At 62.4% G+C, this 18,667-nt stretch carries 16 protein-coding genes; 13 read left to right on the plus strand and 3 right to left on the minus strand.

What is annotated here, in order from left to right; translation table 11 throughout:
• Positions 1 to 12: 12 nt before the first annotated feature.
• Positions 13 to 234, minus strand: coding sequence for a DUF4160 domain-containing protein (locus U0177_RS16680; RefSeq protein ID WP_409571783.1), 222 nt, complete (start codon positions 232 to 234; stop codon positions 13 to 15).
• 327 nt (positions 235 to 561) lie between these two features.
• Between U0177_RS16680 and U0177_RS16685 the strand changes: the two genes are divergently transcribed.
• The 13 genes from U0177_RS16685 to U0177_RS16745 all read left to right on the plus strand — a co-directional run bounded on the left by U0177_RS16685 (position 562) and on the right by U0177_RS16745 (position 15,812).
• Entirely contained in the window at positions 562 to 1,110 is a 549-nt protein-coding gene (locus U0177_RS16685) for a hypothetical protein (RefSeq protein WP_409571784.1), read from the plus strand.
• The gene (locus U0177_RS16690; protein ID WP_409571785.1) at positions 1,107 to 2,087 is read left to right on the plus strand and encodes a toll/interleukin-1 receptor domain-containing protein; all 981 of its coding nucleotides are present in this window, start codon (positions 1,107 to 1,109) and stop codon (positions 2,085 to 2,087) included. The genes U0177_RS16685 and U0177_RS16690 overlap by 4 nt, the downstream gene beginning before the upstream one ends.
• Before the next feature lie 558 nt (positions 2,088 to 2,645).
• Positions 2,646 to 3,389, plus strand: coding sequence for a LexA family protein (locus U0177_RS16695; protein ID WP_409571786.1), 744 nt, complete (start codon positions 2,646 to 2,648; stop codon positions 3,387 to 3,389).
• 327 nt (positions 3,390 to 3,716) lie between these two features.
• Complete coding sequence (locus U0177_RS16700; RefSeq protein ID WP_409571787.1) at positions 3,717 to 4,334, plus strand: hypothetical protein; 618 nt, start codon at positions 3,717 to 3,719, stop codon at positions 4,332 to 4,334.
• 516 nt (positions 4,335 to 4,850) lie between these two features.
• Positions 4,851 to 6,011, plus strand: a complete 1,161-nt coding sequence (locus U0177_RS16705; RefSeq protein WP_409571788.1) for a radical SAM protein — start codon at positions 4,851 to 4,853, stop codon at positions 6,009 to 6,011.
• Between the two features lie 24 nt (positions 6,012 to 6,035).
• On the plus strand, positions 6,036 to 6,365 hold the full coding sequence (locus tag U0177_RS16710) for an alpha/beta hydrolase-fold protein (RefSeq protein ID WP_409571875.1): 330 nt from the start codon (positions 6,036 to 6,038) through the stop codon (positions 6,363 to 6,365).
• 251 nt (positions 6,366 to 6,616) lie between these two features.
• Positions 6,617 to 6,928, plus strand: coding sequence for a nucleotidyltransferase family protein (locus U0177_RS16715; RefSeq protein ID WP_409571789.1), 312 nt, complete (start codon positions 6,617 to 6,619; stop codon positions 6,926 to 6,928).
• The gene (locus U0177_RS16720; protein WP_409571790.1) at positions 6,909 to 7,253 is read left to right on the plus strand and encodes a DUF86 domain-containing protein; all 345 of its coding nucleotides are present in this window, start codon (positions 6,909 to 6,911) and stop codon (positions 7,251 to 7,253) included. Before U0177_RS16715 ends, U0177_RS16720 begins: the two co-directional genes overlap by 20 nt.
• A 172-nt stretch (positions 7,254 to 7,425) precedes the next feature.
• A complete protein-coding gene (locus tag U0177_RS16725; RefSeq protein ID WP_409571791.1) occupies positions 7,426 to 7,887 on the plus strand; it encodes a VOC family protein in 462 nt (153 codons plus the stop codon).
• Between the two features lie 430 nt (positions 7,888 to 8,317).
• On the plus strand, positions 8,318 to 13,228 hold the full coding sequence (locus U0177_RS16730) for a CheR family methyltransferase (protein ID WP_409571792.1): 4,911 nt from the start codon (positions 8,318 to 8,320) through the stop codon (positions 13,226 to 13,228).
• An 80-nt stretch (positions 13,229 to 13,308) separates the two neighbouring features.
• On the plus strand, positions 13,309 to 13,797 hold the full coding sequence (locus tag U0177_RS16735) for a DinB family protein (protein WP_409571793.1): 489 nt from the start codon (positions 13,309 to 13,311) through the stop codon (positions 13,795 to 13,797).
• Positions 13,798 to 13,898: 101 nt separating this feature from the next.
• Complete coding sequence (locus tag U0177_RS16740; RefSeq protein ID WP_409571794.1) at positions 13,899 to 14,561, plus strand: dienelactone hydrolase family protein; 663 nt, start codon at positions 13,899 to 13,901, stop codon at positions 14,559 to 14,561.
• Between the two features lie 9 nt (positions 14,562 to 14,570).
• Entirely contained in the window at positions 14,571 to 15,812 is a 1,242-nt protein-coding gene (locus tag U0177_RS16745; protein ID WP_409571795.1) for a winged helix-turn-helix domain-containing protein, read from the plus strand.
• A 156-nt stretch (positions 15,813 to 15,968) separates the two neighbouring features.
• On the opposite strand, the gene U0177_RS16750 is transcribed toward U0177_RS16745, so the two are convergent.
• On the minus strand, positions 15,969 to 16,643 hold the full coding sequence (locus tag U0177_RS16750; protein WP_409571796.1) for a response regulator: 675 nt from the start codon (positions 16,641 to 16,643) through the stop codon (positions 15,969 to 15,971).
• A complete protein-coding gene (locus U0177_RS16755; RefSeq protein ID WP_409571797.1) occupies positions 16,616 to 18,652 on the minus strand; it encodes a sensor histidine kinase in 2,037 nt (678 codons plus the stop codon). Before U0177_RS16755 ends, U0177_RS16750 begins: the two co-directional genes overlap by 28 nt.
• Between the last annotated feature and the right edge of the window lie 15 nt (positions 18,653 to 18,667).

Here is an 18,667-nt window from a genome sequence, read left to right on the forward strand (position 1 = left end):
TTACCTCCTGGGTTAGGTGAGTGGTGCAATCGGATTGAGCGGTTGCCGTTGCCGCGCTAACTCCCAATCTTCCATCAGGTCAGCACGGTGCAACTCTTCCCATTCCTGAATAAGCCGAAGCGCCCGACGAGAAACCTGGCCTTGATAGACATCCCCAGAACCAATCAGAATCAGCACTTCCTCGCCGTTATATTCGGCATAGAAATGAGGAGGCTGATGGTCGTTGTAGTACATCCAAATCACAATGCCGAAAAAGCACTAATCCGAGGCATACAGCCATACTCCTCCGCAACATCTTAATGGCAAAAGTATCGCACAGCGAGGGACGAAGCGAGGAGCAGAAACAAGCAAACCAGTATATGAAGAATTGTAGCTTGCTGGTAGGCAGAAGGACCGCACGGAGACGAGATGATTTGGCTACAAAGCAGTTCGTGGGTAGAGACAACCGCCGAATTCATGTTGGGTGGCAGCCATCAGCGCTGTAGCAATACTGTGCCTGCGATTGGTGATATAATTTTAAGGACTTAACAACGCATCGCTGTCAGAGTTACGGAGGTAATCATGACCGTTGGGTCGTATCTTCGAGATATCACAAGGGTATTTTTTAATTGGTGGTGGGCAGCGATCACTGGTGTTGTTGGATTTCTACCATTATTTGGTCTAACAGGGGCGTCTATCACACTTACCAATGGACAAATCTCTCTGATAATATTTGCATTCTCTGCTCTATTGTTCCTAACAGTCTCAGTTGTGGCAAGTGGGTACAAATGGTATTCTAACGCTCATAATTCCCCATCAGTCGAGGCATGCATCCCAGCAACTTCAGCCACCGATCCGGAAGTCTTTAAGGTGCGTTCGGTCGTTCCTTTAGACCCTGGGCAGGTAATTACTGTATTACGAACAACGGAGCGAGGCACAGGCTGTTTAGGAATAGTAAAAGTGGAGCGCGTACTTGGGCCGTTGCTTTATCAATGTAAGCCCTTGTGGATAGCGCCTATCCACAAGAATGAACTTTCGCAAAATCAAGTGCATCTATCACAATTATCTGCCTCGCTGTTGTTGACTGAAACTGATTTACTCCAATTTGCCCAAGAGGTAACTAAGCCGTGACCAATCAACCTTACCCACGAGCATTCATAAGTTATGCTCACGAGGATAAACAGCTTGCTATCAATTTGGCCGAAGCGTTAACTAAGAACGGAATTGATCCGTGGATAGACGTTTGGGAAATCAACGCTGGAGACTCCCTCGTCGAAAAAGTATTCGAAGAGGGTCTCAAAGATTGTGCTGTTTTTGTGATCGTTTTATCTTCCGCTAGTGTGCTGTCACCTTGGGTAAAGCAAGAATTAGATACAGCTGTGATTAATCGCATCAGAAAGATTACTCAAGTAATCCCTGTGTTGGCGGAAGAATGCGAAATACCTGTTGCGCTTCGCGCACTACGTTGGCTGAATATGAAGGAGGGGATGAATGATGTTATCCGCTCCATTGTCGATGTAGCCTACAAGAAGAAGTCTCGGAAACCAATTATTCAACCCGCTCCAGATAGAGTTGCACAAATGATTGCGGCAAAACAAGGATTTTCTCAGGAGGCGACTAATATTGGCGTACTTATCGCAAGAAGCCTCGATACATCAGCAACTTCACAGCAGTTCTTTGAAGGGAAGGCTATTGAAAATGATTTAGACCTAACCCCCGAGCAGATCAATGATGCTGTGGATGAACTAGCCACGCGTGGTCTTGTAAAGGCAAGACAAATGATGGGAACACATCCCTTTGATTTTGCATGGGTCGAACCAACATACGCACTCTATTATGAGTTTGCGCAGTTCCTTAGGGATCAATTCGATCCGGATGCGGATGTAAGACAAGTAGCGGCGTGTATAGCCTCAAGAGGAGAGGCAGATGGGCTGACAATTGCGCGGGATCTCAATCTACCGCCTCTGCGCATAAACTTTGCTGTAGGCTATCTTGGCGATTACGGTATTATTAAGGTTATTCGGGCATTGGGAACCAGTCCTTATGATTTCGCTGAGGTTCAAGCCACTAGTGCAACCCGCCGATTCGTAAAAAATAAAAACGAGTAATATACAAAACTCTTCATCAAGCTGCCGTCCAACACGGCATTGCAGTTGACCGCTTCGCGCGAGATCGTTGCTATTTTGATGCATTCTGATGCGGCGCGCCTCGGCGGCGGCTGATGCGCCACTCGTTGGACGGCATCTCGTCTCATCCGAATTCGTACGTATTCGGATTTTCGACTCTTCCGCTTGAAATGCGAACCCATGTTCTGTATCCTTCCACCAGAACACACGTTCGCATATCAAGAAGGAGGGACGTATATGACCACACCAAGAAAGGGCCTGAAGAGAACCACCCTACGGATCATCCTTGTTAATCAGTCCGTCAACCTTGAGTTTAACGTTGATCTGCCCTCCCAGAAATGGTGGTGGCTTTTCGTAGTGATGGCCAGTATAATCATAGTATGGAGACCTGAACTGACGGGGTATCTCAAAGCGGTTGTTACTCTCATCCAACCATAACTGAAATTACGGAATGAGTTATACTACCGACTAAAACTCATAATAGTGGCAGTACAGAAATAAGTTTGTACTGCCATTGTCATTTTCAAGGAGCAATAAGGTATGAGCGATCTGACGCCACGTGAAGATGAACTCCTACGATATATTCGGCATTGGCGCAGTTCACATGGCCCGAATACCACCGTAGATCGTAAATGGATAGAGCAAAAGATGGTAATATCGACGACTTGGCTTTCTGACTTAAAGAAGGGACTTGTCGAAAAAGGATTCTTAGTTAAGAATCGTAAAGACTTTGTTTTTACAGAAGAGGCCGCTGCGTATCTTGGCAAAGTTGTTTCTACTAACTCGCATATTGTGTCACCTACATACCTACCGCTTCGTGGACAGGTCAGGGCCGGAAGAACGAAGCAGGACGAACTGAGAATTGATTTAGCAGATCTACCAGATCATGAGCTGGTCACAATTCCTATTCCTAATCTTGATAGTGATTTAGGCGCCTTTGTTCTAAAAGTTGTCGGTATCAGTATGGAACACGAAAGGATATTTGAAGATGATTATGTGATAGTACAACCGTATAAAAATGGAAGAATGCCAAAACAACGAGATTTGATAGTCACTTATTATCTACCACCAAGACACGAGAAAGAAGTAGAAGATCTACCGGATATGGATATGCAATGGTTTGACGGCCCTACTCTCAAATATTACACGGAAATCGCCGGAAAAGAAAGACCTTTTCGATTGAGTTGGCGAAGAGACATAGAAAAAAGCGAATACACTATTGAGACAAAACGTATTGCTCCAGTAGGAAAAGTTGTTGGCATATATAGGCCTATTGTCAGATAAAACCATAACTGCCAAATTTGCCGTCCAACAAGCGCTTGCACCTGACGCCGCTACGCGTCGACAAGATCGGGGCGATTTTAGCAGTAGCATCATCTAAAAGGCTTTCCAGATCTATTAGTGCGGCGCAGCTGACAGCTATTCGTTCGGCGGCATCATCACGATCATACCTCTTGCAATGCAAATACCGATGTGCTATTCTCCAACTGTCACATTCGTTATGAGCGTGATGGAATGGCCGGGAACCACCCGGTGGCAGCGTCGACCGTGCAAGCGGGCTCGCGGCCGGTGGTTACCTGGTCATTTTGTGTTTTTCGTGGAGGATTGCCCATGTCCGATCCGAACGTGTACCATTTGCCCATGTGGGCACCACGCTTGAGTAAAGCCCGCATTCAACAGCTCTACCAGAGTTGCGCCCGTGATCTCCTGGACGAGAACCTCGTCAATGACGTGGGTTTCTCGCTCTATTCTCGCTGTATCAGCATGCTCAGGGTTACCGAAGCCATTCGTGGTAATCCGTCTTGCCCGGTGTGCGAGCATACTGCGCACATCGATTGGGAGCCACATCCCGTCGCACAATGCGCCAACTGTGGCTGGCTGTGCCCTTGGGATTTGTACCAGAAGACCTATCAGCGCAAGTGGTTGTTTGCCGGTGGTCTCGAGCCGTTTGTCAAGGAATATGTGCGCCTATTCCCGATCAGTCACTCGGCTCGTGAGCGGATGCTGCTTATTGACGACCTGATCCACCGATTTCACTGGGAAAGTGATGGCAGCCAGGATGGCAGACCAGGTGCGACGAGCCTAATTGAGGGTAAGATGCACGACGTGGTGTCCTTCCTGGACCGCCTCAGCTATGGCGATACGATCCCAGCCGACATAGAACGCACTCGTGAAGAGTGGCGTCAGAAATGGCATGCGAATGCGTGGTCAAAGGGGAAAGGACAGTGAGGCCGGCGCTGTGCCGCCGAACCCGCGCATCCAACCGACCGCTTCGCGCGAGATCGCAGCGATTTCACCAATCGCGTGCCGCGCTCGCGGCAACTGAACGCCAATCCGTTCACCTGGCTGCTCGCCAACCGCGAAACACGCCGCGCCCGCCGACGAGCGATCGTCGGCGGGCGTGGCGTGATGTGCTATGCGCCTCTCACCGTCTCGGCCGGCTGCGGCTTTGGCGGCTCGGGCTCGGGCTAGGCGCGAGCACGTCCCACAGCCGTCTGGCGCGCTGCCGCCTGGCGCCCGCGTTCTTGCTCACCGGGTAGGCCGTAAACTCGGGCGGGCTGAATGCCTGCAAGATCGCCTGCTGTTTGCCGTTCACCGCAATGCACGCCGCGTCTCCCGAGTAGTCGGGGCGACGCGGTTGTCATGTTGGCAGATAGCGCCTGACAACACCTCGCTGCGCACACTTGCACACCTGTGCTATACTACTCGCACATCTGTTTTACCGGGCCGCAAGGGGGGTACAGGATGTGCACAACGATCATCCTCGAGCCGGACATCCAGCAGAAGCTAGCGATCCTCGGAGAAGAAGCCTCCGACGAAGTGGCCGATGTGCCCGCGACGCAGAGCATCCAGCAGGGCATTGCGCACGCCACCGGCTTTGTGTACAACGCCAGCCGCGAGGGCGGCGGCACCACGCGGCTGTTCAAAGTGCTGCAGACCAACGCCTGCCGCTACGCCTGCAAGTACTGCTTCACCAGCTGCGCGATCCGCCGCAAGCGCACCACCTTCAAGCCCGACGAGCTGGCCACCACGTTTGTCTCGCTCAGCCAGCGCCGCCGCGTCGACGGCCTGTTCCTCTCCTCGGGCATTGTGCCCGACGCCAACACCACCATGGAAAAGATGCTCGCCACCGTCGAGCGCCTGCGCCTGCGCGAGGGCTACACCGGCTACATCCACCTCAAGCTCATCCCCGGCGCCGCCTTCGAGTACGTCGAGCGCGCCGTCCAGCTGGCCGACCGCGTCTCGCTCAACCTCGAGGCGCCGAACCAGGCGCGCCTGAGCGAGCTTGCGCCCGACAAGGAGTTTGCGGGAAGCATGTGGGGCCGCATGGCCTGGGCCGCCGAGCTGATCCGGCGCGCGCGCCAGGAGGGCCGCACCGCCGCGCGCAGCCTCACCACGCAGTTCGTCGTCGGCGCGGTGGGCGAGAGCGACCGCGAGCTGCTGCGCACGGTGCAGCGCGCCCACCGCGAGCTGGGGCTGTGGCGCGCCTACTTCAGCGCGTTCCACCCGATCGACCGCTCGCCGTTCGCCGAGCAGCCGGCCGAAGACCCGACGCGCGCGCTGCGGCTGTACCAATCGGACTTCATGCTCCGCGACTATGGCTTCTGCTACGACGAGCTGCCGTTCGACGAGCAGGGCCTGCTGCCGCGCGACCGCACGCCCAAGCAGGCCTGGGCCGAGCGCCACCTGCACACGCCAATCGAGCTGAACCGCGCGCCGCGCCAGCAGCTGCTGAAGGTGCCCGGCATCGGCCCCAAGAGCGCCGACCGGATCATTGCGGCGCGGCGCGAAACGCGCCTGCGCGACCTGGCCCAGCTCAGGGCGCTTGGGGTTACAACCAAGTGGGCCGCGCCGTATGTGCTGCTCGACGGCCGGCGCGCGGCGGTACAGCTGGGGCTGTGGTAGGTAGCAAGATAGCTAACCAACACCATTAATGCGAACTATCGCACCATTCCCTCGGATCGCTGCCTGCAAGGCTATTCGTCGGGCGGCTTCTTTGTGCTCTATGCGTTGTTCCAGCAGCCGGATGCTTTTCAGCGCTATATCTCCGGCAGCGCGATTCTGAACGCCACGTATGATTACTGGTTTCAGCACGATGCGCAGCTGGCCGCGCGAGATGCCAGCAATCCGATACAGCTGTACCTTTCAGTCGGCGAGTTGGAAAGCGAAATCTATGCCGGTGAAGGCCACGGTGCCGAAGGGATTGCGCTGACCTACCTGCATGGCATCGCCATGGTATACCCACAAACTGAGGGGTAGCAGGGCAACCAAGCGCCCCCCTTGGCGTTCCAGCCGATTAGAGTAGGGCCGATAGTAAGTGCCGCCGAACACGCTATTCCAGCCAATGCCACAAAATACAAGCGTGTTATAATCCTCAGCATATAGGAGTAATTGACAGAACGTACGCGGTCGCCGGCGATATCGGCTTATTCTGCCTGCGGCAGCATGGTACCGCTCTGCCGAAGGCAAAAACGCGCACCGCGTAAGTCCTGTAATTGACAAGGTACGTTATGGCGGTTCAGACCAAAGAGCAGATATTGACCCTCCTTCAACTCCATCAGCCGGATCTTCGTCGCTTTGGTGTTCAGCGCTGCGGCGTCTTTGGCTCATTTGTGCGAAATGAAGCCCAAGAGCAAAGCGATGTCGACATTCTGGTTGAGTTTGCGCCTGCCCAGAAAACCTTCGATAATTTCATGCACTTGGCCTTCTTCCTTGAAGACCTATTTGGCCGGCGTGTCGATCTCTTGACTAAAGAGTCGCTCAGTCCATATATTGGGCCACATATTCTGCGTGAGGTCGAATATGCCGCTCTCAGCGCGTGAGTACCTCCAGCATGTCCTTGATGAAATTGCGTATGTCCGGAAGAGTTCACAGGGCTTGGATAAGGCAGCCTTCTTGCAAGACGAGACGCTGAAGCGCGCATATGTTCGCAGCATCGAAGTTATCGGCGAGGCAATCAAACAGATGCCCGAGGCACTTCGACAAAAGTACGGTACGGTCGAATGGCGAGCAATTGCAGGAATGCGCGATCGACTGATACATGGATATTTTGGTGTCGATTACGAGATTGTGTGGGATGTGATAGCGAACAAGCTGTCGGCATTGGAGCAAGAAATACAGCAGATAATCGCACGAGAGTACCCATAAAGTATTCGCTATCATAGGACACGCCGACAGCTTGCCGCCGAACAAGATGTTCCAGCCAACCGCTTTGCGCGCGAGATTCTAGCGATTTTAGAGCGTGCTTCCGCGCTCGCGGCAGCTGAATGCCAACCCCTTGGGCGAAGAAGAGCAGCGCCCTCACAAAGGAGACACTCCCATGAACAAAGTGACACCTTTCCTGATGTTCAACGACCAGCTCGAAGCGGCGATCGAGTTCTACACCGCGACGTTTCCGAACTCCGAAGTACGCAACGTCGCCCGCACGGGCAACGACGGTTCCATCAGCTCCGCCGAGTTTGTCGTTGGTGGCCAACCCTTCATGGGCTACAACGGAGGGCCGTACTTCAGCTTCTCTGAGGGGGTCTCGCTCTACGTGGACTGCGCGGATCAGCATGAAGTGGACGAATACTGGGACAAGCTCGTGAAGGCAGGAGCCACGCCCACGCAATGCGGTTGGATCAAAGACCCCTTCGGCCTCTCGTGGCAAATTGTCCCGAGGCGCTTCACCGAGCTGATTGGTGATAGCGACCCCAGGAAGGTGAAGGCTGTGATGGAAGCCATGTTGACGATGGTGAAGCTCGACGTGGCTGAGCTTGAGCGAGCCTACAATCAGGCGTAGTCGCGCTCGTTCGGTCAGGTGCCCGAGCTTTCAATTGGCTTCATCGGAAATAGGGGAGCCGGAGTGGCTTTGCCTCTCCGAACCTCCCTGGTGGGGCGAGCATGGTAGCTTTGCTACCATACTCGCCCCACCAAAGAAGATTTTTGGGGCCTGCGGCCCCCCCAAGCCCCCACTTTTTTATTTCCCTACCACCTTTTTCAAACAGCTTCTAAGAAATTTGGGGCGGCGAAGCCGACCCCAAACCCCCACCACTATGTCACTGTCATGGTGAAATGTAGAAATCGCCTTTGAGACTTTGCGTCTTTGCGGCAAACCTCTAGGCTCGCCGTAGCCCTGCGATTGCGGCTCGCGCCACCGCCCGAGTGGATCAAAGGTTGCTATAATGTGTGCAGCTGCCGTCCGGCGCGCTCCCAGAGAAAAGGTGCCCACGATGACGCATCTGCCCGATGCTCCTGAGGATCTGATGCGATCCGAGCCAGGCTTCCTGGTCGTCGGACTGGGCGCCTCGGCCGGCGGCATCGAGGCGCTGCGCGAGTTTTTCGCGCACGTGCCGGCCGACTCGGGCGCCGCCTACGTCGTCATCCTGCACCTCTCGCCCGATCACGAAAGCCGTGTGGCGCAAATTCTGCAAACCGTTACGCCACTGCCCGTCACACAGGTAAGCGAAACCGCGCGTGTCGCGCCAAACCACGTCTACGTCGTCGCGCCGAACCAGCACCTCACCATGGCCGGCGACGATCTGGCGATGTCGCCGAACACCCTGCCGGAGGAGCGCCGCGCGCCGGTAGATATCTTCTTTCGCACGCTCGCCGAAACGCACTACAGCCGGGCGGTCTGCGTCGTGCTCTCGGGCACCGGCGCCGACGGCTCGATGGGCCTCAAGCGCGTCAAGGAGCATGGCGGCGTGGTGTTTGTGCAGAATCCGCGCGAGGCAGCATTCAGCGAGATGCCGCGCAACGCGATCGCCACCGACCTGGCCGACGACGTGCTGCCGGTGGCGGCGATACCCGCGCGGATCGTCGCCTACCGCGCCAGCCTGGGCACGCTTGCCATCCAGCTGGAGGCCGGCCAGCGCCCCGCCGAGCAGCAGCAGGCGCTGCGCGAGATCTTTACCCAGCTGCGTGTGCACACCGGCCACGATTTCTCGAACTACAAGCGCCCGACGCTGCTGCGGCGGATCGCGCGGCGGGTGAATGTGCGCGGCCTGCCCAGCCTGCCGGCCTACGCCGCGTTTCTGCGCGAGACCCCCGACGAAGTGCAGGCGCTGCTGAAAGATCTGCTGATCTCGGTTACGAACTTCTTCCGCGACAAAGAGGCCTTCGCGGCGCTCGAGCGCGAGATCATCCCGCGCCTGTTTGCGGGCAAGCGCGCCGACGAGCAGGTGCGGATCTGGGTTGCCGGCTGCGCGACCGGCGAGGAAGCCTATTCGATCGCCATGCTCTGCGCCGAGCACACGCTCGGCGCCAGCGGTGCGCCCAGCGTGCAGATCTTCGCCAGCGACATCGACGAGGCCGCGATTGCCCACGCGCGCCGCGGGCTCTACAGCGCAAACGACGCCGCCGACGTGTCGCCCGAGCGGCTGCGGCGGTTCTTCGCGCTCGAAGACCAGCGCTACCGCGTGCGGGGCGAGATCCGCGAGATGGTGCTGTTCGCCACCCACAACGTGCTCAAAGACCCGCCGTTCTCGCACCTGGATCTGGTGACATGCCGCAATATGCTGATCTATCTCAACCACGCCGCCCAGGAGCGGGTGATCGAGACGCTGCATTTCGCGCTCAGGCCGGGCGGCTACCTGTTTCTCGGCAGCTCCGAGTCGGTCGACGGCTCGAACGACCTCTTTTCAGCCGTCAGCCGCGAGCAGCGCATCTTTCAGCGCCGCACCGCCGGCGCGCGCGTGCTCACGCTACCTGAAGCGCAGCCGCTCGCGCGCACGCCCCTGCCTTTGCCGCAGGCGAGCCTGGCAAGCCCGGATGAGCCGGCCGACGAGCAGATCAGCTACGCCGCGCTGCACATGCGGCTGATCGAGGAGTATGCGCCGCCCTCGCTGGTCGTCGACCAGGACTTCCAGATCGTGCACCTGTCGAAGGGCGCCGGGCGCTACCTCGAGATCGCCGCCGGCGAACCTACCACCAATCTCCTCGAGCTGATCCGGCCCGAGCTGCGCCTCGCGCTGCTCAGCGCGCTGTACCAGGCCGCCAAGCGGCAGAGCAATATCGACACGAGCAGCCTGACCATCGGCTTCGACACGCACCCCGAGACGGTGACGGTGCGCGTGCGCCCGATGCCGCGCCAGGCCAAGGGCGCCGGCACATTTTTGCTGGTGCTGTTCGAGCCAGGCGCGCCACCGCCGAGCGGCGCCGAGCCGGTGGTACACGCCGAGAGCTTAGTCACACAGCAGCTGGAAGACGAAGTGCAGCACCTGAGGCAGCAGCTGAACACGACGAGCGAGCAGTATGAGCTGCAGGCCGAAGAGCTCAGGGCCACCAACGAAGAGCTGCACGCCATGAACGAAGAGCTGCGCTCGTCGGCCGAAGAGCTGGAAACCAGCAAAGAAGAGCTGCAGTCGATCAACGAAGAGCTGCGCACCGTCAACCAGGAGCTCAAGGTCAAAATCGAGGAAGCCACGCTGCACAGCACCAACCTGCAGAACCTGGTCAACTCGACCAACATCGGCACGATCTTTTTGGATCGCCGGCTGCGGATCAAGCTGTTCACGCCGGCCGCGCGCGAGCTGTTCAACCTGATCGCGGCCGACTACGGCCGGCCGCTCGCCGACATCACCCACCGGCTGCTCGGCGCCGACGTGCTGGCCGACGCGGCGAGCGTGCTTGCGGATCTGCGGACGATCGAGCGCGAGGCGCGCGCCAGCAACGGCAAGGTGTACCTGCTGAGCGTGCTGCCCTACCGCGACGGCGAAGACCGCATCGGCGGCGTGGTGCTCACCTTTTTCGACATCACCGAGCGCAAAGAGCACGAGCGGCAGCAGGAATTTCTCTTAAAACTCTCGGATGCGCTGCGCCCGCTTGCGGACGCCATTGAGATCCAGATGACCGTCACGCGCACGGCGATGGACTTTTTCAAGGCAGATCGAGCCTACTACTGCGAAATCGAGGACGGCAACGCGATCATCCGGCGCGACGCCTCGCGCGGAGATCTGCCTTCGGTGGCAGGCGTATATCCGCTTGACAGTCTGCCGCTGTTTACAGCGACGATGAACATGGGCCGCCCGCTGACCGTGCGCGACTCGAATGCCACCGACGCCATGGACGAAGAGCTAAAGCAGCTCTGCATTCAGCTGCAGATCATTGCCTTTATCAATGTGCCGGTGATCAAGAATGGCGAGTACGCCGGAAACCTGTGTATCACGCAAAATACCCCGCGAGCATGGACGGACTTTGAAATAGCCCTCGCCGAAGAAATCGCCGAGCGCACCTGGGCGGCAGTCGAACGCGCCCGCGCCGAAACCGCGCTGCGCGAGTCGGAGCAGCTGCTACGCGCCTTGAGCGAAAACCTGCCGGGAGGCGCGGCGTTTGTGGTTGATCGCAATCTGCGCTACCTGCTGGTCGAAGGCGAAGCCCTGCACGCCGTCAACCTGCGCTCCAGCGATCTGGTTGGCAAAACCATCTTCGAGGCGCTCGATCCCGCAACCGCCGCGTCCTACGAGACAAACTTTCGGCACGCGCTGGCGGGCAGGCCGTTTCTGCACGAGCACACCGACCGCGGGCACTACTACATCACGCGCGGCACGCCGCTGTATAGCCCGCAAGGCGAGGTGTATGCGGTGCTGGCGGCGTCGTTTGATATCACCGATCGCAAGCGCGCCGAGGATGCCCTGCGCGACTCGGAGGCGCGCTTCCGCACGCTGGCCAACACCGTGCCGCAGGTGATCTGGACTAACGACGCAGCCGGCGAAGCGATCTACTTCAACCAGCGCTGGTATGAGTACAGTGGCCTAGGCTACGAACAATCGGCCGGGCTGGGCTGGCAGGCGATCGTCCACCCCGACGACGCGCCGGCCTCGGCCGGGCGCTGGCAGCGCGCGCTGGCGGCAGGCGCCCAGTTCGACACCGAATACCGGCTGCGCCGCAGCGACGGCGCGTACCGCTGGTTTATCGGGCGGAATGTGCCGCTGCGCAACGACAGCGGCCAGGTCGCCGGCTGGTTTGGCTCGGCCACCGACATCGAGGATCTGAAGCAGGCCGAGGCGGCCTTGCGCGCGTCCGAAGAAAAATTCCGCCTGCTCGTCGACGGCGCGCGCGACTACGCGATGTTCCTGCTGGGCGCCGAGAACCTGATCACCTTCTGGAGCAGCGGCGCCGAGCGCGTATTTGGCTGGAGCCAGGCCGAGGCGCTCGGCCAGAGCGGCGCGCTGATCTTCACGCCGGAAGATCGCGCGGGCGGCGCCGTCGAGCGCGAGATCCGCACGGCTATGGCTAAAGGCCGCGCCGAAGATCGGCGCTGGCACCTGCGCAAAGACGGCTCGCGGCTGTTCGTCGACGGCATGCTCGTGCGCCTGGACGACCCGGCGGGCGACGTGCGCGGCTTCGTCAAGATCGCCCGCGACGCCACCGCTCAGCGCCATGCCGAGGACATGCTGCAGCAGGCGCACGACGAGCTGGAGCAGCGTGTCCAGCAGCGCACCGCCGAGCTGGCCCAGCTGAACATGGTTCGCCGCGAGCTGCTGCAGCGCCTGGTGACGGTGCAGGAAGACGAGCGGCGCCGGATCGCGCGCGAGCTGCACGACAGCCTGGGGCAATTCTTGGTTGCGGTGCGCCTCAACCTGACGCAGGTGCAGACGCTGTGTGACACCATGCCAGAAGTTCAGGCGCGCATCGGCCACCTCTTGAGTGCGATCGGCGAGATTGACGACGAGCTCGACCGGCTGACGGCCGAGCTGCGCCCTACCGTGCTCGACGACCTGGGCCTGCACGACGCGCTCGAGTTCTATGCCCAGCAGTGGAGCGAGAGCAGCGGCATTGCGATCGAGTACCTGGCGACCGGGCTGGACGCCACGCGCATGCCGATCACGATTGAGGCAAGCGTCTACCGGATCGTGCAAGAGGCGCTCACCAACGTGAGCAAGCATGCGCAGGCGCGCCAGGTGAACCTGCTGATCCAGCGGCACGCCAGCGAGATGCGCCTGGTGATCGCCGACGACGGCGTGGGCTTCGACCCAGAGGCCACGGCGCGAAACCGCAGCGGCGGCCAGCAGCTTGGCCTGGTGGGGATGGCGGAGCGCGCGAGCCTGTTGGGCGGAAGCATGACGATCGAGAGCGCGCCCGGCGCGGGCACCGCGATCTATGTGAATATCCCGCTCGACGGCGAGCAGAGCGGTGCCTGATTCCGCAGAGGTGTGCGTTGTTGAAAAACGCACACACAAACCTGGCCGAGCAGCATCTGCCGGGGAAAGGAACGCGCGACGTGCCCGATCAAACGCTGAGTGCAGAGCAGATTCTGGCAATGCTGGCGGCCGCGCCGCCGCGCATCGCCGCGATCACCGCCGGGCTGGCGCCGGCGCAGCTGCACGCCGCACCCGCGCCCGGCGAGTGGTCGGCCAACGACGTGCTGGCGCACCTGCGCGCCTGCGCCGACGTGTGGGGCGAGTGCATCGCCGAGATCATCGCCCGCGACCACCCGACCCTGCGGGCGATCAACCCGACCAGCTGGATCGCCAACACCGGCTATCGCGAGCAGGCATTCGCGGCGTCGCTGGCGGAGTTTACGGCGCAGCGCAGCGAACTGCTGGCGCGCCTGCGGCCGCTGGCCCCCGCCGCATGGGCGCGCGCGGCAACCGTGGTAGGCGCGGGCCGGCCGCTCGAGCGCACGGTGCTGTTCTATGCGCAGTGGCTGGCCAGCCACGAGCGAACGCACCTCAAGCAGATCGGGCGCGTGGCCGGCACGGCGCGCTGAGGCGCCCGGCAGGCAGGTGCTATCGAATAGGATGCTGGCAGCATCCCTGCGTGCGGTGGGCCGAGGTGCCCTCGCCGCATACTGAACCCAAGGAGGCGCATATGACCCACCCACAACCGCAAGGATTTCTGGCCACCCCAGCTGATGGCACCGGGCCAGGCGCACTGGTGCTGCACGCCTGGTGGGGGCTGAACGGCACCATACGCGCGATCTGCGCGCACCTGGCCGAGGCCGGCTTTGTCGCCTTCGCCCCCGACCTATACCAGGGCAACGTTGTCGACACGATCGCTGAAGCCGAAGCGCTTGTCAAAGCGCTCAACGCCGACGACCGCCAGGCCAGGGCAGCTATCGCCGAAGCGGTGCGCTTTTTGAGCGAGCGCGCCAGCCAGGCCAGCGGCGGCCTCGCGGTGATCGGTTTTTCGCTTGGCGCGTACTACGCGCTCGAGCTCGCCAGCGCCGACCCCGAGCAGATTGGCTCGGTCGTGCTGTTTTACGGCACCGGCGACGCCGATCTCAGCCAATCGCGCGCGCGCTACCTCGGCCACTTTGGCGAGAGCGACGAGTTTGAGCCACAGGCTGGCGTCGACGCGCTCGAAGCAGCACTCCGGCAGGCTGGTCGCCCGGCGACATTCTACCGCTACAGCGGCGCCGGCCACTGGTTCTTCGAGCCCGACCGCGCCGACGCCTATGATCAGGCGGCGGCCAGCCTGGCGTGGGAGCGCACGCTCGCCTTTCTGCGGCAGCCTGCGGGCGATGTGCATTAGCTAAAGCCTATGCTGACAATCACAATCGAGACCGCCCGCCGCTTTATCCTCGGCAAGCAGGGGCTGTGGCCCGGCCGCCGCTGGCGCGGGCTCGCCGGCGCCGAGCAGGCCATGCGCGCCATGGAGTACCTGCAGCTCGACCCGCTGCAGATCATCGCGCGCAGCCACGACATCGCGCTGTACGGCCGCGTGCTCGGCTACCGGCCCGGCATGTGGGAAGAGCTGGCCTACGAGCAGCGCAAGTTCTTCGACTGGGGCGGCTGGCTGGCCGCCCGGCCGATGGACGAGCTGCCGCACTGGCGCGTAGTGATGCGGCGCGAGCTGGCGCAGTTCCAGCGCCTGCGCGACATGGCGCGCGAGCACGCCGACGCGATTGTCGAGATGCGCGAGATCGTACGCGAGCGCGGCACCGTCAGCAACCGCGACTTCGCGATGGCCACGCGCACGCGCACCCAGCACTACCGCGGCCGCAAAGACAGCGCGCTGGCGCTGTACTACCTGTGGCGCACCGGCGAGGTGATGACGCACCACCGCGAGCGCTTCGAGCGCGTGTACGCGCTCACCGAGGCCGTCGCGCCGGCGCAGCTGATCCGCGAAAGCGGCGACGACGAGACCGACCGCTTCCTGATCAAGAAAGAGGTAGGCTTCGCCGGCCTGTCGCGCCTGAGCCGCGCGGTCGACGGGCTTTATGGCCACGAGCGGCCGGATCTCGCCATGGCCACGCTGCGCGAGGCGCTGCTGGCTACGGGCGAGCTTGTGGCGGTGCGGGTTGAGGGCTGGAAGGCGCCGCACTACGCGCTCGGCGAGGACGCGGCCGTGCTGCAAGAGCTTGCCGCCGGGCGCGTTCCGGCCGCCTGGGCGCCGCTGGAAACAACCACAGCCGAAGAGGCGGTGTTCCTCGCGCCGCTCGACCAGGTCAGCGCGCGCGGGCGCGCCAAGGTGCTGTTTGGCTTCGACTACGTGTGGGAGGTGTACAAGCCCGAGCACCTGCGCAAGTATGGCTACTACACCATGCCGGTGCTGTGGGGCGACCGGCTGGTGGCGCGCTTCGACAGCAAGCTCGACCGCGCAAGCGGCACGTTTGTCATTCTGGGGCTGTGGCTCGAAGACGAGGCGCTCGGCGACGACGCGGCCTTTGCCGAGGCGCTGGCGCGCGGGTTTGCGCGCTTTGTGGCGTTTCTGGGCGCCGCCAGGCTCGACGCAGGCGCGATTCGCCAGCCGCTGCTGAGGGCAAAAATATCCAGCGCGTAATACCAACTTCGCTTGATGACTTACACTTTGGTGGGGTTTGGGGCGGCGGCGATCGCCCCCAAACTTGTGATCGTGTAGCACTCCGTGGCTTCGCCACGGAGTGCTACCGATCTATACGTGATCAAGCGAATGTGGTATGAACAGCCGCAGGCGGCATCACCCCTCGGCGTCGCCGATCAGGCCATAGCGCACCGCCAGCAGCGCCGCCTGCGTACGGTCGGCCACGCCAAGCTTGCCGAGGATCTCGCGAACATACGACTTCACCGTCTGCTCGGTCAGGCCAGTCGCGAAAGCGATCTCCTTGTTGCTCAGCCCGCGCGCGATCAGCCGCAGCACGTCGTGCTCGCGCGGCGAAAGCCGCGCCAGCGGGTCGTCGGGCGGCATCACGCGATCCATCAGCCGCCGGGCAATCGTGGGATGCAGCTGCGGCTCGCCGCGCGCCGCCGCGCGGATGGCGTGCAGCAGCGCGTCGCCGCTCATCTCTTTGAGCAGGTAGCCGCTCGCCCCTGCGCGCATCGCGGCGTAGATCCGCGCATCGTCGCTGTAGCTCGTCAGCATGAGAATGGCCAGGCGGGGGTGGGCCGCGCGCAGCTGCGCCGCCGCCGCGATGCCGTCTATGCCGGGCATGCGGATGTCGAGCAGGATCACCTGCGGCGCAGTAGCCGCCGCCAGCGCCAGCGCCTCGGCGCCGCTCGCGGCCATGCCCAGCAGGCGCATGTCGGGCTCGCCCTCGATCAGCATGCCAAGGCCGCGCCGCACCACCTCGTGGTCGTCGGCGATGATCACGCCGATCGGCGCGGCCGCTAAGGCTTCAGTGCCAGCTGCGCACATACTGCTGTTCCTTTCCCCGGCGCCGACTCGACCGTCAGCGTGCCACCGAGCAGGGCGACGCGCTCGCGCATGCTCTGGAGGCCGTGGCCGCGGGTTGGCGCGGCCATGTCGAAGCCGCGGCCGTGGTCGGCGATGGTAAGCGTGAGCCGATCGGGCTCGGCGGCCAGGCAGAGCTGGGCAGCGCCTGCGCCGCTGTGGCGCACTACATTATGCAGCGCCTCGCGCGCCACCTGCGCCAGCGCGCTCGGCAGCGGCTGGGGCAGCACCAGCGCCGGCGGCAGTTCGAGCGCCACCGCCAGGCCGTGCCGCTCGGCGAGCGCCGCCGCGTGCTCGGCGAGCAGCAGCGCCAGATCGGCCGTGCCGGCGGCCGGCGTGCGCAGATGCCCCAGCAGGTGGCCCAGCTCGGCCTGAGCCTGCAGTGCCACCTGCTCGTACTGCTCGAGCAGCACAGCGGCGGCGGCGGGGTCGGCGTGTAGGCGGATGCGCGCGGTGCGCAGGCCGATGCCCAGGCTAAACAGCGCCTGCTTCACCGAGTCGTGCAGGTCGCGCGCCAGCGCCTGGCGCTCCTCGATCGCCGCAAGCTCGCGCTGCTGCGCCACCACGTGGCTGGTGCGCAGCGCTACGCGCTCCTCCAGCTCGTCGTTCAGCCGCGCCAGCGAGTCGTAGGTTTCGGCATACGCCAGCGCGAGCGCGGCCTGCTGCACCAGGCTCGCGAGCTGCTCGTGCTCATCGGCGGCGAAGTGCAGCCCGGAGTGGCGCGGGCCGAGCCAGTAGCGCCCGATCAGCCGGCCGCCGACAGTCATCGGCGCCGACCAGACGCCGGGCTGGCTGGCCGCGGCGGGCTGGCCAGGCGAGGGCTGCAGCACCAGCTCGGCCCAGGCAGCCTCAAGCTGGCGCGGCAGCTCGTCGGCCAGCAGGCGGATCACCGCGTCGCGCTGCACCACCTGCGCGAGCGCGGCGCGCGCCGCGCCGATCGCGCGCGCGAAGCGCAGCCGCTCGGGGTAGAACACCCGATCGACCAGGCGCTGCACCGCGTGGAACAGCGGCGTGAACGCGGCCGCGGTCGCGATCACGCTCAGGATTGTGGCCGCCGCGCCCCAGGCCCCGCCCAGGCCGCTGCTGAAGCGGGTGAGCAGCGCCGTCAGGCCAAAGTAGATCATCAGCAGGGCGAACAAGACGATCGCGTAGTCGAGCGCGCGGCGCATGGCCGTATCGATGCCAAACAGATCCCGGCGCATCACGATATAGGCGATGCCGATCGGCAGCAGGATCTGCGCGCTGAGCGCCACCTCGTAGGGGATGAGCAGGCTGATCGAGCGGCCGAGCGGCATGAGCAGCAGCGGTGCCTCGGCCAGCGTCAGCACCAGCAGCAGCAAGCGCGCCTGCTGCACGGCGCGCGGCTGCGTGGGCTGCGCGCCGCGAATGGTGCACAGCAGCAGGTAGGCCGCGCCGCCAAATCCCGCCAGCGCGGCGATCACCAGCGCCACCAGCGGCGCCAGGCGCAGCGCAGGCGGCAGCACACACGCGGCCAGCGCGAGGCCGGCGGCAAGCGCGTAGGCCCCAGCGAGCGCGCGCCCGCCGAGCGCGCCGCGCTCGGGAAAGCGCGCCGCCAGGTGCAGCGTCAGCGGCGGCAGCAGCGCCATGTTGAGCAGCACGAGCCTGGCGTCGTTGCGGCCAAGCATCGCCGCGACCTCCGCGAGCGAGCGGGCGCCGCCGAAGGCCAGCGCCGGGCGCCACAGGATGCTCGCGACCACCACCGCCGAGCAGCCGACGATGCTGGCCGCCGCCGAGGGCCGCAGCAGCGCCGGCAGCAGCCCCGCCAGCAGCACCGCCAGCGCCAGCGCCAGCGGAACCATGCCAAGCTCGGCCGGGCGCGGCGGCGCCAGCAGCCCCAGCGCGAGCAGCTCGCCCAGCAGCAGCGCACCGATCGGCGCCAGCGCGCGGCGGGCGCCGCGCCCGGCCAGGTGCGCGCCAAGCGCCGAGATCTCGGGTGTCGCCGTCTTGCTCATGAGCGTTCGTCCTGG

It is taken from the genome of Kouleothrix sp. (genome assembly GCF_046328425.1).
GTDB lineage: Bacteria > Chloroflexota > Chloroflexia > Chloroflexales > Roseiflexaceae > Kouleothrix.